Raw genomic sequence first — 15381 nt, 5'->3', positions numbered from 1 at the left:
GGTAGGCTTCGGTCGTGTCCAAATCACCCGCTGCCCCCGCGCCTCAAGGCCGCCGCCGCGCAAATATGACTCTTACCGTCACGGGCCCGGCAGTAGCCATCTTCGGGCTCGTGGTGTTGGGGGCGGCCCTCATCTTTAACTACAACACCAGCGACGACGGCAGTGGCGCGAACATCGGCGCCGGGGTGCTGGCATTGTTCGGTACGTTCATCGGCGTGTGCGGCCTCGTGGTTCTGCTGATTGCTGCGGCAATTGCTCTCGGGCGTCATCGCGCTCGCTGAGGGCTAGTGCTTCGGAGAGCTCACACGGGCTGGAGAGGCACGGCTTCGCCGGCCGGTAGCTCGACCCGAATCTCGTCGCCGGCGCGAACAGTGCCACCCGCAACGACCACGGCCATCACCCCGCCCTTGCGTTCGACGGCTCCGTCTTCGGATCGGCCGAGGACTTCCCGGAGCAACCCGGGCTCGAAGCCGTTGATCTGCTGGCAGGGGTTGCGCAGCCCGGTGACGCGGACGACGGCCTCCCCGCCGAGGCGAAGGAGAGTGTCAGCCGGGAGCGCGAGAAGATCGACACCGCGCGTGGTCACGTTCTCGCCGAGCTGGCCAGCCTCAACCCGGTAGCCGGAAGCAGCTACCTCATCGAACAGCTCCGCGTGGATGAGGTGCACCTGCCGCAGGTTGGGCTGGTTCGGGTCGCGGGCCACTCGTGACCGGTGCTGGACCGTCACGCCCGCATGGGTGTCGCCCTCGATACCCCAGCCGGCGACCAGCGTGATCTCGTCGACGACGGGCTTGCTGAAACGATGGTCAGGATCCCGGCTCACTGCCACGACGGATCCTTCTGGGCTGATCGACGGCATGCGTCGATTCTTGCTCATTGTTCGGGCGGATCGAAGTCGCGGCGAAGAGAAGACAAGACTTGGAGAAGTACACCAAGCTGGCGTTCACCCACCTCGAACGATCTTCCGAGGGCTGTTCGGCACCGCAGAACGAGCGTGCGGTCATCGGTATGAATGGAGATTCCGTAGCCCGTCAGTTGCCCGCGGTACTGCTTGTTCGCCACGCGGATGTCGTGAATCGCTGACCAGGCCACTACAACCGTTGGGACCGCGGTGTTCCGGGCCCAGCCGTGCAGTCCAGCCCGGTCGATGGTCCAGATGAGAGGCCGGGGTTCAGGGAGATCTTCGCTGATGCGGATGCCCTTGGCGATGACCGGCAAATAGAAGTGAGGCATGGATGAGGCGCGGATAATTCGCAGGATTCTTCGGTCTTGACGGCTACTAAGCCACGTGGAGATCGCGATGACGGGACCGGCGACGAGTACGAGAATTGGCAGGAGTACTAAAACAGGGCCGCGATGATGTGCCCCCGATTCTGTAACAAAACCGGGATGCGTGAACTCCGCCAGAAGTAGGACGACGCTACCGATAGTCATGACGCCGAGTCCGATTAGGAGCGGCCACAAGCGGGGAGTTCGGCCGTCGCGGAGATCCTGTACCCACTGCTCGGTCAACTGATCCACCAGAAGATAATCACATGCGGACCGATTCCGCCTTCACATCAAACCAGTGCATCGCGATCTGGGTCGACGCCTGGCCCGTGGAGGCTGAGGTAGGCCACGCGCCCGCGAGACCTCATAAACGACGTGTTTCAGCCGCGGCGAGCAGTCAAATTTGAGGTCTCACGGTGCCGACGGCAAGACGGGCGGGAGGAGGTCGGCCAGGAGCGCCTCGACGCGCGAGCGGATATCGTCGCGGATGGGGCGCACCTCGTCGATCGCCTTTCCTGCCGGGTCGACGAGCTCCCAATCGTCGTACCGCTTCCCGGGAAAGATCGGGCAGGCGTCGCCGCAGCCCATCGTGATGACCGCGTCGGATTCGCGAACCTGATCGGTCGTCAGGCGCTGGGGAACGTTGCCGGTGATATCGATGCCCACCTCGGCCATCGCGGCGACGGCTACGGGGTTGATTGCGCTGCCCGGTTCGGATCCACCGGACAGCACCTCGACGCGACCGCCCGACAGCTCTCTCATGAAACCGGCGGCCATCTGAGACCGGCCCGCGTTGTGGACACACACGAACAGCACTGTCGGCTTCTCGGCCATTGGTTCTCCAGTCAGTGACTCTCGCCGTAGTCGTTCATCTTGTCGGCGGGCAAGCGCCCCGGCAGCACGGTCTTGGCGCCTCGACGCGTAACCAGCCTAGGCGGGATCGTAGGTGTCGGTCGGCGAGACGGCGAGAGGTGGGGTCGATGGGGCCGGGTCGATGTGGCCGGGTCGGCGTCGCCGCTGAGGCCATACTCGAACCATGACTCGCGCACTCCTCCTGGTTGACATCCAGCTCGACTACTTCCCGGGAGGCGCCTTCCCCCTGGTCGAACCCGAAGCGGCAGCGGTCGCCGCGCGCACCGTTCTCGACTCGTTCCGCGAGTCGGGTGAGCTCGTCGTGCACATCTTCCATGTGGCGACCGCCCCTGACGCGACGTTCTTCGTGCCCGAGACCCCCGGCATTGGCTTCCACCCGGCAGTCGCGCCCCTCGATGGGGAGACAGTTCTCGAAAAGCACCAGCCGAACAGCTTCATCGACACCGGGCTGGAGGGGGTGCTTCGCGAGGCCGGGGTCACCGAGCTAGTCATCGTGGGGATGATGAGCAGCATGTGTATCGACTCCACCACCCGGGCCGCGCACGAGCTCGGCTTCGTCTGCACGGTCGTCTCGGATGCGTGTGCCGCCCCCGATCTGACCCTCGGCGAGACCACCGTTCCCGGTGCCAGCGTGCATGCCGCATTCATGGCAGCCCTCGACGGAAGCTTCGCGACAGTCACGCCCAGCGCGTCGCTCGTGTGACAACTGGTGGGTGCGGGGCGAGCGACGTGGGCTGAACCCCCGCGCGGCTCCGGCCCCGGCAGATGAACCCCCTGCGGCTCCGGCCCCAGCAGCTAAACCCCCCGCGCGGGCCCGGCCCCATCAGCTGAACCCCCGCACGGCCAGAGCGGGCTGGCGCAAGGTGGGTCGCCAGACCGCACGGGGGTGCAAGTGCGGTCGCAACCCGCGCGTAGGCTCGCGCACCACCCCGCGAGTCGACGCACCCGACAACCGAGATGTCCCGTCCCCGCAGACATCGGAGCGTCGGTGCCCTAGATTCTCGGCATGGCCTTTGAGCAGAAGTACGACGCCGCGACTCGCGAGGCGGCAACAGCCCGTGTCCTCGAACGCCGCGCCACGAACCCGAAAGACCGGCACGTGTTCATGGTCGTCGCCGATGAATTCGGTGTCGGCCAGCAGTCGCTCCGCACCTGGGTCGCTGCTGCGACGCCGGAATCCGACAAGCCAGCACGAAAGAAGCACCGACCGCGATTCTCGGCCGTGGTCACGACGAAGGTGGCCGCAGACGACGAACCGGCCGCGGCGTCCGACGAGATCGAGGCGGTCGCGGATCCTGAAGTACCCGTGTCTCGTTCCGCGATGACACCGGACAAGGATCCGGCCCCGGCCGACACAAAGGTCACCGCCCTCGAGGCGGAAGCAGCCGATCTGCGCCGAGGCAACGACGCTCTCAAGGCGGCTATGCGGCTGCTGCTCAACGCGTGACAGGCGAGAGGTCGCCGTTGCCGGCGAGCCCGTCGACAGGCCCGCCGGCAGCTCCTTACCGCTGACCGCGACGCGGCCGGGCCATCAGTCAGCCCAGACGTTTTCGGTGATCTTGCGCGGGGGGTTCGCCCCGACGGGCGCGTAGCCGTCGGTCGTGAAAAGGTAACCGTGCTGGGTCTCATCGGACATCCCGGTCACCTGGGCGGCCTTGTCCATGTGGTCGCTGGAGCAGATGGTCCAGGTGTTTGCGCTCTTCGGGTTGGGGTTGTGCGCAATGAGGCAGGCGCCGCCCGACTTTGTCTCGGCGATCCAGAACGTCGTGCCGTGGTCGGAGCCCGCGCGACGCTGGCTGTTCAGAACGACCTCGTCGTCCTCGACGGCGGTGGTGTCATCGGGGAGTGCATCGGTCGAGGTGAAGGCACGGTGCAGGATCGCGAACCGGTCTTCGGCATTGGCCTTGTGAGCTACCGCGGCGACGGTCTTGTGCGAGGACGGCTGCACCGTGGACGGCGCGAAAGCGGTACAGCCCGCGGTGGCGAGCGCTGCAGCGACGACGGCGACGGAGCAGAGAATGGTACGGCGATAAGACATGGTTCCCCCTTGTTGGGCCCGAGCCTAGGGGCGACTCAGCCCCCGGGGCAATCGTTACTGCCGGAGAAGCAGGGGCGATAGTCGGCGGGGAGAGGCTCGTGGACTGGATCCTGGTTCCACCGGTTCTGCGGGACGGCCAGGACGTACGCGAATCCGAACATGCCTATGGACAGAGCTAACGAGCAAACGACCGCGAGCCCTTTCCGGCGCAAGAGGGCCAGCACCAGGCTGGCAGCAACCACTGTGGCTCCGACCCCGGCCGTGACGAGGTAGCGCAGGCCGTCGCTGGGCGCCGCGGTGGGGACTGTCCCGCCAATGGCGAAGTAGACATCGAAGAACTGCCATGCGAGGGCCGCCATGATGCTGGAGCCGAGCACCCCGAGGCCGGCCTGGATACCGGCGTGACCGATCGGCTGACGGCTGGCCGCCATGGCATTGTGCTCTCCGTTCATGGGTCGAACCTACGGCGTGGGGCCCCACGGCGGCATCCTTCTCGCGAGGGAGACGCGGGCGCGCCGAGGGGGCAGAAAGTGCTTGGTTCGCGAGCAAAAGGGCCCCTAGGATCCGGGTATGAGTGATTCTCGGGTCGTCCTGGCCCCCGCTTCCGCTCCCGCACCCGAGCCCTCGGGGTCGGCCAAGCGAAGGCGACCACGCCTGATCGCAGCCGTGGCCATCGCGGCACTGCTGGTCGCGGTGGCCGCGGCCGCGGCCATTGCCTGGCCCGTGAGCGCGGCGGTCGCCCGCGGCGGCGTCGTCATCCGTCAGGACGCCCGCCCGTGGGCCTGCGCCTCGGGCGCGATCACCACGCAGCCCGTCGACGACTCGCTCGACGACGGTCAGCAGCAGTTCGATTCGCTCGTCACTGTCACGAAAGGGCTCGACTGCCGACTGCGCATCATCGTCGATAACACCGGCGGACGCGCGGTCTCGATCGACCGTCTCACGCTGCCGCTCTTCGGCCCGGGCAGCCGTGTCGACGTCGTTGCAACGCAGCTCGATGGCGACTTCTCCACGACCTATCCGGTGCAGACGGCGGGTGACGACCTCGACGCCCGCTTCGATATCGCCGGCGGCCTGACGGTCGACCCCGACACCGCCGAGGTGCTCTCGGTCGAAGTGAAGTACAGCAAGAAGGGTTCCGGCTGCTCGCTCAGCGCCGGAAGCAGCACGTCCGACTTCCGGCCGGTCGTGCAAGTCACATCCCGGCGGATGACGGGCGACGTCGTCGCAAGCCACGGCTGGTTCGGCTTCGCCGGCGCCGCAGGCTGCCCCTAACGGTTCACCAGCGAAAATGGGCCACCACCCGTGTGCGGCGATCTGCCATGATCTACCCATGACCCCCTGGTGGTGCGCGCTGTACCTAGCCGGCTTTGCCGTCGTGAGCCTCACGCCCCTGCTCCGAGCACGCCGCGAGCCGGGCCGGTGGAAGTGGAACTGGGGCATCGACAAGGGCCAGCCCCGACTCGAGCGCTGGATCGACACGGCAGCCAACGCGGCGATGTTCTTCTCGGTCATCATGGTGCAACTGCAGATCGAGTTCTCGCCCCTAGTGTCGGGAGCCGTGGTCGGTCTCAGCGTGATCGTTCCCGGGCTCCTGTCCACCGCGATCCACAACATCGCCGTCACGCGTCGGGGGCGCGGCGCTCGAGCTCTGACAGTCGACTAAAGCGCAGGATCCAGGGTGACCCCGAGGTCACAACCGCGGGTGGGCCGCCGACGTCGGCCGGGTCGGCGGTGCCCCGGATCCTCGTTGCCTGGTCGCTCGCCGAAAGTGCGCTAATGGCCCTCGTTGGCTGACTTTGAGGGCAAATTCTGCACTCTCGGCGCCTGGCCCCCAGCCCGGCGACCTACGCGATGCCGCCCGTATGAAGCAGCAGCCCGATGCCGTAGGTCGCAGCCAAAGCGACCGCGCCGCCGACCACCACGCGCACGGTGGCGCGAGTCGTCGATCCGCCGCCGATGCGCGCCCCGACGGCTCCGGTCAAAGCGAGCGCCACCAGCACCGCTGCAAAGGTGACCGGCACCCGAATCGACTCGGGCGGAAGCAACATCGCCAGCAGCGGAAGAATGGCCCCGATCGTGAAAGCCGCCGCCGACGCGAATGCGGCACGCCAGGGACTCACCACGTCGTCTTCGCTGATTCCGAGTTCGACGCTGAGGTGCGCCCTGAGGGCGTCTTTCGCCGTCAGCTCGCGAGCGACCGTGGCGGCGGTGTCGCGACTGAGGCCTTGCGCCACGTACAACTGCGTCAGCTCATCGAGCTCCTCCGCAGGATCCTGGGCCAGCTCCTGCCGTTCCTTCTCGATCAGGGCCCGCTGACTGTCGCTCTGGCTGCTGACCGAGACGTACTCGCCGAGTGCCATGGAGATGGCGCCACCCACCAGGCCTGCCGCACCGGCCGTCGCGATCGCACCCGTCGACGTGGATGCCCCGGCGACGCCGACGACGATCGCCGCGACAGACACGATGCCGTCGTTGGCCCCGAGCACGCCGGCGCGGAGCCAGTTGAGGCGGCCGGCGAGGTTTCCGCCGTGGGGTTCATCGGGGTGGGTGGCGGTGGTGTCGGTCGAGGTGGTCATGGACGTAACACTCGTCGTAATGGGGCGCTGGCGCCAGCATGCGGAGCCTTGCCTTGCTCGCCTGCTGCTGCTGCTGCCGCCGCTGCCGCCTGCCTTCGCGAATGCGCCCAAACGGCCGCTCGCCGGTGGGCTGTGGGCACTTTCTGTGCTCTCGCGGCACCCACCCCACGTCAGCGTGACCAGACGCCGAGAGCGGATCAGCTCTTCGGCACCCGCACGGTCAGACCACCGGGCTTGACTCGTGTGCGGAATCCGACGGCCTTGCCGAATCCGTCGCCGTCGATCTCGATGTCTTCGGCGTCACGCAGCTTGACGGTCACCGACTTGACCTTCACGTAGCGGAGCTCTTCGTTCTCGGTGCCCTTGAGCTTGTCGGCGAAGGGCAGTCGGCGGATGACCCCGTTCTCCCAAAACACCTTGTACAGGATCTTGAGCCAACCGAGCACGCTCTCCGGGCGCAGCAGGAGCACGTCGAACAGGCCGTCGTCGATTGCCGCATCGGGTAGCAGCAGGATGTTCGCAGGCAGAGCGCCGCAGTTGCCGATGATGATCGTGTTCGCCCGCATGGAGCGAGCGGGCTTCTCGTCGAAGCTGTAGCGGAAGTTCAGCGAGTTCTTCTCGAGCAGCGTGGTGACGAGCGCCTTCGCGTAGGCGAGCCATCCGACGCGCTTCTTGAGGTCGGCGTCGGTGTTGGCGAGCATGCGGGCGTCGATCCCCAGGCCCGCCATGACGACGTAGACGTGCTTCGTGACCGAGTCGTCTTCGCGGCGGATGTCGATCAGGCCGAGGTCGATGGCGCGATCATCGCCGCTGAAGGCGGTGTGGAGCGAGTTGTCGAGATCCTCGAGGGTCAGCTTGAGGTTGCGCGCCAGCAGGTTGCCGGTACCGGACGGCAAAAGCGCGAGCGACGCCTCGCTGTCGTGCATCGCTTCGGCCACCGCGCGCACCGTGCCGTCGCCGCCGGCAGCGATGATCATGTCGGCGCCCTGCTCGAGCGCCTTCTTGGTCACCTCCTGGCCGGCGTCCTCTTTCGACGTCTCGAACCACAGGGTCGTCTGCCAGCCGGCTTCACGCTCGGCGGTGGCGACGGCCGCTCTCACGGCGCCGACGTCGATCTTGATCGGGTTGTAAACGACAGCGGCACGGCGGGCGGCTGATGAGGAGCCGGAGGCGGAGGGCATGCGCTCAACATAGTGGGAGCGGTCGGGCGGAGCCCCGGGAGGGTGTACCCCGGCGCCTGCAAATTCGAAGGAGAAATCGCCGGCGGGCCCCCGCCGATCGCGATGTTCTCGTCGCCGGGAGCGCGTTTCTCCTTCAAATTTGCAAGGGGGGCGGAGGTGCAGCAGCGGGGAGCTACAGGCCGAGGGCGCGAGCGACCCGATCCCACCACGCGTCGGAGGCCGCGCGGATCTCGGCGACCCGCGACTCCCACGCCGAGCGGATCCCGTCGGCCGACGACCACACGTCGAGCACGCCGGCCACCGCCGACCCGTCGATCACGTCGGAGGCGGTGAGCACACCGGTCTGCCCGAAGTTGCCGAGGGCTCCGGTCAGCTTGACGGTCGTGTAGTCGTCGACGGCGATGCCCACGGTCGGTACGCCGGCCGACACGGCGAAGATCGCCGGGTGGTAGCGGCTCGATATCGCGAGCGACGCACCGCGAGCGAATCGGGCCGCGGCGATGCTGTCGGTGGTCGGCTCGATGCGGCTCGGCTGCGTCATGCGGTCGATCACGCGGCGGTGCACGAGCGAGTCGCCCGCCTCCGGAGCAGAACCGGAAGAAGCAGAGTCGGAAGAAACAGGCCCAGAAGAAGCAGACCCGGCAGGATCCGCGACACCCCCGCCAAGAGCCGCGAAGTGGGCGAAGAAGACGATCTCGAGTCCGGCCTCCTCGGCCACCCGATCGAGCAGCTTCGCCATGCCTTCGGCGAAGGCGTCGCGGTCGAGGCCGCCGACGTGGGCGGCGAGCGTCACGGCGCAGTACGGCCGAGCGGGCTCGGCGGGCGCGACGTCAGAGACCGGCGCAGGGGAGGCCGCGACGGATCCTGCACCTTCTGCCCCGAGGAAGCTCGCGTCGTCGATCGTGCCCGTCACCCGATCGCCGGTCACGCCGAGCTCGTGCACGAGTGCCAGCGACGCGGTCTCGCGGAGCCCGACGAGGTTCGCCGAGTCGAGGAGGCGGGCGACCAGATCGCGGTCGTCGCCGGTCAGCTCGGGGCCGATGGTCTGCCCGCTGACGACGAACGGCTTGTCGAAGTGGGCGGCGAGAGCGGCGAGGGTGGCGCGCTCGAAGATGTGCATCGGCCAGATGGAGGCCATGTTGCCGCCGCCCGAGACGGCGACGCCGTCGGCGGTGCGGACGGCCTCGATGACGGCCCACGCCCAGTCGTCAGTCGGCAGGGCTTCGTCGTCGCCGTCCGCCGCGGCGAGAACCCGCCGCATCCGATCCTCCTGCGCGGTTCGGAGCGCCTCGCCGGTGACCGCAAAGCTCGACGGAGCGAAGTCGACGTTGCGGATCGCCTCGACACCGTAACGCTGGCGGGTCTCGGCCGGGTTCGACGAGAGCGAGACGATCTCGACCCCGGCGTCACGGCGCCGCAGCTGCCGTACGAACTCCTCGAACATCGCTTCGTCGCCGATGTGGATCATGTCGGAGAGCACTCCGACGTCTCCGAGAAGGACAATTCGCACAGCGGTCTCCGTGACTCGTGGGGTTGCAGAACAGGGCCTCCCGATCGTACTGACTTCGCATTCGGCTGAACGACACCTGGAAGGCCTAGAGTTCGCTCGCAGGATCCGCGACGCCCTGTACCCCGCCCCGTACCCCGTCTGAGGCGTCTCCGTCCTGTCGCGCTCCACCAGAACTGCCCCGAACGAAAGGGGAATAGCCATGGGAATCCAGACTTCCCTCGACGCCCTGCACACCGCCGACCGTCTGATCGATGCGATGCGCCTCGCCGACGACCTCGCCTTCGAGGCCGGGCGAACCGGTGGCGTCCGCACCATCAGGATCCTGGCCGCGGCCATTGCCTCAGACGACCAGCTGACGGCCATCGCCGCCACCCATGCTCTCGCCGAGGTCATCGACGAGCAGGTCGACGGCATTCTCTCGGCGCTGCTGTCGAGCGAGCGGGGATTCCTGCGCGAACACGCCGCCAGCGCTCTCGGCTCCCGGTTGCCCCGGCCCGACACGGTGGGGCGTCTCATCGGCCTGGTCAGCGGCGGCGGGTTCGGCGGCATGGTCGCGCAGCGCACGCTCGAGCAGTGGTCGCCGCAGGTTCCCGACCTCGTGGCCGTCGGCCTCGAGGGCGCTTTGCTCGGCGTGCGCGAGCCCGCCGCCCGCTACCGCCTCGTCGAGACCCTCGGCCTCGTACGCGGTCGCGTCGCGACGCGACCGCTCCTCGCAATCGCCGCGGACGCCGCCGAAGAAGAGCGGGTGCGGGTCGCCGCAGTCGCGGCCCTCGGCCAGCGGCGCGGACACCGCAGCATCGCCGGCGTCGTCGAGCAGCTGGCGGTCGGCGACGGGTTCCTCGCGCAGGCGGCACGCATGGCCCTGGTCGACCTGGCCGCCGGAAGCGACCAGAACGGCCGACCCGACGACGGCCGCGACGACGAACCGCGCGAGCGCGAAACCGGTGGCCTCACCGTGGCTCAGCTCTTCCTCCACGCCGACATCGATGCGGGCCTGACCCAGGCGGGCAGCGGCGACAACGGAGGCATCGCGACCCTCCTCGTGCGTCTCGGCGATGAGCTCGTCACTGGTGACACCGTCGACCGCGTCCTTACTCTGTCGCGAGGCTCGGTCGCCGGGGCGCTCGACAGCGTCGCAGCGATCGCAGGATCCGACACGGGGCACCTCTATGGGCGCATCCCGCTTCTGAGCGACCCGGTTCCGTCGGCTGAGGCCTGGCCGCTGCGGGTGGCTGCGCGTCGCGGCATCCGCCGGATCCTTCGCGCCTCGGGTGGCGTCGACATGCTGCACCTGCGCATGGCCGATGTGGGCAGCCTGGCCGCCGCCGATGTGGCGCGCGAGCTCGACATTCCCGTGGTGTTCACCGTGGCGCCGGATCCGCACGCCGTCATTCAGTCGCTCGACCTGGCCGGCTCGCTGACGCGCTGGAACTTCGGCGACCTCGACGAGCGCGAGCACTTCTGGTTCCGCAGCCGTCTGGTGCAGGAGCTCGCGGCGGATGCCGCCCACACCGTGCTCTTTCCGCGGCCGAACCTCGAGACCGACATGCGCGAGCTCGTCGGCATCGACGTCACCGCGCACCCCGAGCGACACACGATCGTGCCCGAGGGCATCGACCTCGAGGTCGTCGATCGGGCCGTCGCCGAGGCGCGCTCCCATGCGGCGGGGGACGCGCCCTCCGCTGCTCTCGTCGAACTCCGCGGCCTCGTCGAGGCCCTCCCGGAGGAGCGTCGTGGGCTTCCCCTCATCGTCAGCGTCGGTCGCTTCCACCGGGTGAAGGGCATGGCGACGATCGTCTTCGCGTGGGCGTCGAGCGATCTGAAAGACCGCGCCAACCTCCTCCTGATCGGCGGAAACCTCGACCAGCCGAGCCCCGACGAGCGCGAGCAGCTCGGACTGATGGATCTCGTCGTGGCGTCGGCCGACCGAGCCGCAGCCGGTCTCCTGCTGCCGGGGCACCAGCCGAACGACACCGTCGCTCGCTGGGTCGCCGCGGCCCGCTTCGGTCTGCCCGGGCTGAGCGCTGCCCAGGGCGTCTACGTCTGCGGAAGCCTGAAGGAGGAGTTCGGCATCGCGCTCCTGGAGGCGATGGGCTCCGGACTGCTCGTGGTCGCTCCGAACGGTGGTGGCCCCGCCACCTATGTGCGCGACGGCGACACCGGGTTCCTCACCCGCACCTGGGATGCCGCACTGTTGCATGACGCGATGCTGTCGGCGCTCGACGCTGCCGCACGCGAAGACTCCGATGAGCGGGCCGACCGGTCGCGCGCGACGGTGGAAGACAGCTTCACCATCCAGGCCATGGCCCGGTCGCTCTCGGAGGTCTACGGGGACGTTCACGACGACGAGGTCGTCCTTCACGACTGGAGCCTTGCTACCCGATGACCCTCTTGATCATCAGCCCCGACTACGCCTCGCATCTTCTTCCGCTGGCGACTCTCGGCACGGAATGGCGCGACCGCGGTGACCGCGTCGTCGTCGCCACGGGCCCTGCGACGGCCGCCATCGTCGAGTCGTTCGGATTCGAACGCGTCAATTTGCAGCTCGCCCGCGGGTCGAACCCGGGTGTGATCCGGGCGGAGGAGCAGCCCGAAGGCGAAGACGACTCGCTCCGTGGCTTCTTCGACGCCACCCGCGAGGGCATGGTCGAGACCCTCGCGTATCAGGCCGCAGAGCGCCTCACCGACCTCATGTGGATGCCGGTCGACACGGCCCGGCAGGTGCAGCGCGTCGTCGCCGAGGTGCAGCCCGACCAGATCATCGTCGACCACCTTGCGTTCAGCGCCAGGCTGGCGCTGACCGCGGCGCGCATCCCCTTCGCCGATGTCGTGCTCGGTCACCCCAGTGCGCTGCCGGTAGCGGGAGAGGTGTACGGCTACCCGCCGGCGTGGCCGGGGGCGTTCGAGCCGGATCCTGCGTCTTTGACCGCTTTGCGCGAGCTCTGCGACCGCGTCAGCGACTCATTCACCCGCGAGTGGAACACCGCTCTCGCCGAGCTCGACCCGCAGGCGCCACCGAGCGACTCGGCGTTCGCGGAGCACGGCGACCTGCTTCTCTACAACTACCCGGCTGAGCTGCACGACCCCGCAAGGGCGCTGCCGCCTCATGCGTTCTTAGGCTCGGCCGTGCGCGACGAGCCGGTCGATGCCGAGGTCGAAGAGTGGCTCGCCTCGTCCGATTCGCCGTTCGTCTACGTGAGCTTCGGGTCGTTCCTGTCGGTGCGCTCGGACGTGGTGGCTCGGGTCGTGGACGCTCTCAAGTCGCTCGGCCTTCGGGCGGCGGTCGCGGTCGGCTCGGCCGATCGCTCCGATCTCGGTTCCCTCCCGGGTGACTGGTTGGTCCGGGAGTTCTTGCCGCAGGTGCGACTTCTTCGAGCTGCTTCGGCCGCGGTCACGCACGGGGGCAACAACAGCGTGACCGAGGCGATGACCGCGGGCGTGCCCCTGCTCGTGCTGCCGTTCTCGACCGACCAGTTCGCCGGTGCCGAGGCCATCGAGCGTGCGGGGTTCGGCATCGCTCTGGCTCCGAATACGGCTACCGTGCCGCAGCTCGGCGCGGCTCTCCTAGCGGTGTTGGACTTGCCCCGCGAGAAACTCGACGCATTGTCGGCCTCGCTCGGTCAGACGCCCGGGCGCACGCGAGCGTTCGATGCGCTCGTGTCGAACACGAACCTGGCCATGTCGTCGGAGCTGCCGGACGCCTCGCGGTAGCTCTCCATGAGGGTCGCGTTGGCGTCGTAGTGCGGCCCTTCGCGCACCTCGGCCGTGTGATGCAACGCATAGACGGCCCCCTCGTGACGCTGGGGCGGGGCGCCGAGCAGCGACTCGTGAGCGACGAACCAGGCGGCGTCTTCGAAACCCCAGCCGCGGAAGCGCTCGTCCTGCCCGCCGTGGCTCCACCAGGTCGCGGGTGTCGTGACGTAGACCCCCGAGCAGGCGCCGCGCACGAGTTCGAACTCGCAGTCGGCGAGCGGCGTTCCGGCGTGGAACTGCTCGGTGCCGTCGCGCCCGAGCCAGTGGTACTCGGTGTACGGGAGTTGCACGAGCGGCGACGTGCGGGCGGCGGCGATCGCGGACCGCAGCGGGCCGATCTCGGGGAGTGTGTCGGCGTCGCCGATCACGACGACCTCGTCGGCGTTGCGTGCGGCATCGGTCACGCCGATGTTGCGGCAGCGGGCCAGGTTGAAGACGTCGTCACCCGAGTCGACGGTGACGATCTCGGCCTCCGGAAGATGCTCGCGATACCAGGCGACGACGCGCTCGAAGGCGTCCACTCGAGAGGGCTGAGGGCGCCAGGGGAGCACGACGGTGACCATCCGTCGAGCCTAGCTGTGCGGTCAGGGCCGGGAACGCAGGATCCGGCACACGTCGCCCGGATCCTGCGCCCGTCGCGCCTCGAACTGCGCTCAGCCCTGCCGCCTGCAGGTCTGTGGGTCGTTTGCAAATTTGAAGGAGAAACCGCCGGTCGACCGCCGCCGATCGCGATGAATGCGTCGGGTGCCCGTGCATTCTCCTTCGAATTTGCAGCCTGTGCGGGTCGTTCCCGCAGGCACGGTCTCGTGCGGCAGAATACGAATATCGGTCTGGGAATCCAGGCAAGCCTAGGCCGGACTCGAAGGATAAAAGAGAAAAACCCCTGCAGGAACAGGGGTTGATCTCGCCTCGTGAGAGGCCAGTGGTCTGAGTTGCACGTAAACTCGGATAACTGACTATCCGAGTATACGTGTATCCCCTTCCTTCCGGTAGGGGTGCGCAGACCGCAAGCCTCCTGCCCTGGTGATACGGCGGCCCCGAGTCCACTCGGGGCCGCCTCGCCGGTTTCGAACCGCTCAGCGGCGGTGTGAAACGACCTTGACGACCTTGGCCTTGCCGCCGGTGCTCAGCACGGTGACCGTCTTGTTCTTGTTCAGCTGCACGGTCGCGCTCGTGGCGGCCGCGAGGTTGAGGCGCTGCCATGATCCGGTCGCCTTGCGGGTCTGGTCGAGCGGGTAGCCGGATGAGATCTCGGTCTGAGCGAGCACCGAGGTGCGCTGGGCCGCAGTGAGCGCCGGGAACGCGGTCTGGAGCAGATTGCCGGCGCCGGTGGGCACGGAGGCCTTGAGTCCACTCGTGCCGACCTTCGGAATTCCGTACGTGAGTCGGCTCGTGTAGACCTTCACGGCCGACTTTCGATCGGTGACGACCTGAGCCGTTCCGCCGGGCAGCTTTTTTCCGGCGTAGGGGTTGTTCGTGTAGGTCTTCTCCGAGGCGATGCACTTCGCGAGGGAAGCTCCGCACTGCTTCGAGAGGTAGCTCGTGAGCTCTTTGCGGGCAGGTGTTAGAACACCGTCGACGTACGCCTTGTCCGACCAGCGGGCAGCCAGCGCAGCCTCGCCGTCGATGCGACCGCCGATGATGTCGAGCGGGTAATGCACCCCGAGGACGATGCGGTTGTTGCCGGCCTCGGAAGCCCGGGTCAGGATCTCAGGCGCGAGCTGAGGCAGGAGCGTCGCGAGCGTGATTCCGGCCTGATACGCCGTCGTGGTGTGGCCGCTCGGGAGACCCTCCCGTGCAGATGCCTGTCGTGCTGTAGCTCGGCGACAGGGCGACATCGCTCGACGAGAAGCGGTGGCTCGAGTCGACCGCGTCGGCAACGCGCCTGATCTTAAGGTTGCCGGCGGCGTCGGCGTAGCTGTGGCCGACCCGGTTCGTCAGGAGTGACGAGGCGTTGACGACGGTGGGAGAGCAGCCGGCGGCGTCACCGGCGACCGGAGTCGAAGTGGAATCGGTGGGAACGAAGGGGCGCGGGTAGCTGAAGTTCGCTTTTGCGGCGCTCGTGCCGACATACGCGCCCGAGGTGCCGTTCGAGCTGTTGATGAGAGCCGACGTCAGGGGAAGCGCCCCCGAGTTGCGGCCCTTGATGTAGATCGCAGCGAGCTTCGAGCCGAGTGC

At 68.0% G+C, this 15381-nt stretch carries 17 protein-coding genes; 7 read left to right on the top strand and 10 right to left on the bottom strand.

The genetic code is table 11. From position 1 onward, the window contains the following. The first annotated feature begins 14 nt into the window (after nt 1-14). Complete coding sequence (locus ASF54_RS04225) at nt 15-281, top strand: hypothetical protein (RefSeq protein WP_157510014.1); 267 nt, start codon at nt 15-17, stop codon at nt 279-281. Between the two features lie 20 nt (nt 282-301). Here the strand turns inward: ASF54_RS04225 and ASF54_RS04220 are convergent, their stop codons facing one another. The 3 genes from ASF54_RS04220 to ASF54_RS04210 form a co-directional block, all read right to left on the bottom strand. Next, nucleotides 302-859 carry an MOSC domain-containing protein gene (locus tag ASF54_RS04220; protein WP_055962047.1) on the bottom strand — a complete coding sequence of 186 codons (558 nt, stop codon included), beginning with the start codon at nt 857-859 and terminating at the stop codon, nt 302-304. 14 nt (nt 860-873) lie between these two features. Next, nucleotides 874-1521: a hypothetical protein gene (locus tag ASF54_RS16285; protein WP_157510013.1), complete on the bottom strand. Its 648-nt coding sequence runs from the start codon at nt 1519-1521 to the stop codon at nt 874-876. A 159-nt stretch (nt 1522-1680) separates the two neighbouring features. Continuing rightward, complete coding sequence (locus ASF54_RS04210; protein ID WP_055959185.1) at nt 1681-2103, bottom strand: arsenate reductase ArsC; 423 nt, start codon at nt 2101-2103, stop codon at nt 1681-1683. Nucleotides 2104-2305: 202 nt separating this feature from the next. Between ASF54_RS04210 and ASF54_RS04205 the strand changes: the two genes are divergently transcribed. Together ASF54_RS04205 and ASF54_RS04200 are read left to right on the top strand one after the other, a co-directional pair. Beyond that, entirely contained in the window at nt 2306-2845 is a 540-nt protein-coding gene (locus ASF54_RS04205; protein WP_055959182.1) for a cysteine hydrolase family protein, read from the top strand. A 303-nt stretch (nt 2846-3148) separates the two neighbouring features. Next, nucleotides 3149-3589, top strand: a complete 441-nt coding sequence (locus ASF54_RS04200; RefSeq protein WP_055959179.1) for a hypothetical protein — start codon at nt 3149-3151, stop codon at nt 3587-3589. A gap of 84 nt (nt 3590-3673) precedes the next feature. On the opposite strand, the gene ASF54_RS04195 is transcribed toward ASF54_RS04200, so the two are convergent. Together ASF54_RS04195 and ASF54_RS04190 are read right to left on the bottom strand one after the other, a co-directional pair. Next, nucleotides 3674-4180: a hypothetical protein gene (locus tag ASF54_RS04195; RefSeq protein ID WP_055959176.1), complete on the bottom strand. Its 507-nt coding sequence runs from the start codon at nt 4178-4180 to the stop codon at nt 3674-3676. A 35-nt stretch (nt 4181-4215) separates the two neighbouring features. Further along, nucleotides 4216-4632: a DUF6234 family protein gene (locus ASF54_RS04190; RefSeq protein WP_055959173.1), complete on the bottom strand. Its 417-nt coding sequence runs from the start codon at nt 4630-4632 to the stop codon at nt 4216-4218. Nucleotides 4633-4750: 118 nt separating this feature from the next. Here ASF54_RS04190 and ASF54_RS04185 point away from each other — a divergent pair, with 118 nt between their 5' ends. Together ASF54_RS04185 and ASF54_RS04180 are read left to right on the top strand one after the other, a co-directional pair. Next, on the top strand, nt 4751-5455 hold the full coding sequence (locus tag ASF54_RS04185) for a hypothetical protein (protein WP_157510012.1): 705 nt from the start codon (nt 4751-4753) through the stop codon (nt 5453-5455). A 58-nt stretch (nt 5456-5513) separates the two neighbouring features. Further along, nucleotides 5514-5846 (top strand): hypothetical protein, encoded by a 333-nt coding sequence (locus tag ASF54_RS04180; protein WP_055959167.1) that lies wholly within the window; start codon nt 5514-5516, stop codon nt 5844-5846. Between the two features lie 181 nt (nt 5847-6027). Here the strand turns inward: ASF54_RS04180 and ASF54_RS04175 are convergent, their stop codons facing one another. The 3 genes from ASF54_RS04175 to ASF54_RS04165 all read right to left on the bottom strand — a co-directional run bounded on the left by ASF54_RS04175 (nt 6028) and on the right by ASF54_RS04165 (nt 9450). Further along, nucleotides 6028-6759 (bottom strand): VIT1/CCC1 transporter family protein, encoded by a 732-nt coding sequence (locus ASF54_RS04175; RefSeq protein WP_055959164.1) that lies wholly within the window; start codon nt 6757-6759, stop codon nt 6028-6030. A gap of 197 nt (nt 6760-6956) precedes the next feature. Beyond that, nucleotides 6957-7940, bottom strand: coding sequence for a diacylglycerol/lipid kinase family protein (locus ASF54_RS04170; protein WP_055959161.1), 984 nt, complete (start codon nt 7938-7940; stop codon nt 6957-6959). Nucleotides 7941-8112: 172 nt separating this feature from the next. After that, a complete protein-coding gene (locus ASF54_RS04165; protein ID WP_055959158.1) occupies nt 8113-9450 on the bottom strand; it encodes a polysaccharide pyruvyl transferase family protein in 1338 nt (445 codons plus the stop codon). 199 nt (nt 9451-9649) lie between these two features. On the opposite strand from ASF54_RS04165, the gene ASF54_RS04160 reads away from it, so the two are divergent. Both ASF54_RS04160 and ASF54_RS04155 read left to right on the top strand, forming a co-directional pair. Continuing rightward, nucleotides 9650-11836: a glycosyltransferase gene (locus ASF54_RS04160; RefSeq protein ID WP_055959155.1), complete on the top strand. Its 2187-nt coding sequence runs from the start codon at nt 9650-9652 to the stop codon at nt 11834-11836. Then, complete coding sequence (locus tag ASF54_RS04155) at nt 11833-13161, top strand: glycosyltransferase (RefSeq protein WP_055959152.1); 1329 nt, start codon at nt 11833-11835, stop codon at nt 13159-13161. The genes ASF54_RS04160 and ASF54_RS04155 overlap by 4 nt, the downstream gene beginning before the upstream one ends. Here ASF54_RS04155 and ASF54_RS04150 read toward each other — a convergent pair. Then, the gene (locus ASF54_RS04150) at nt 13071-13766 is read right to left on the bottom strand and encodes a hypothetical protein (RefSeq protein WP_055959149.1); all 696 of its coding nucleotides are present in this window, start codon (nt 13764-13766) and stop codon (nt 13071-13073) included. The two genes, ASF54_RS04155 and ASF54_RS04150, sit on opposite strands and share 91 nt — an antisense overlap. A gap of 513 nt (nt 13767-14279) precedes the next feature. After that, nucleotides 14280-15041 (bottom strand): phosphatase PAP2 family protein, encoded by a 762-nt coding sequence (locus tag ASF54_RS16735; protein WP_200919563.1) that lies wholly within the window; start codon nt 15039-15041, stop codon nt 14280-14282. Nucleotides 15042-15381 lie beyond the last annotated feature (340 nt).

Origin of the sequence: Frondihabitans sp. Leaf304, assembly GCF_001423105.1 — a bacterium.
GTDB lineage: Bacteria > Actinomycetota > Actinomycetes > Actinomycetales > Microbacteriaceae > Frondihabitans.
Note: the sequence above shows the minus strand (reverse complement) of the source record. Positions and strands in the feature narration are given on the sequence as shown.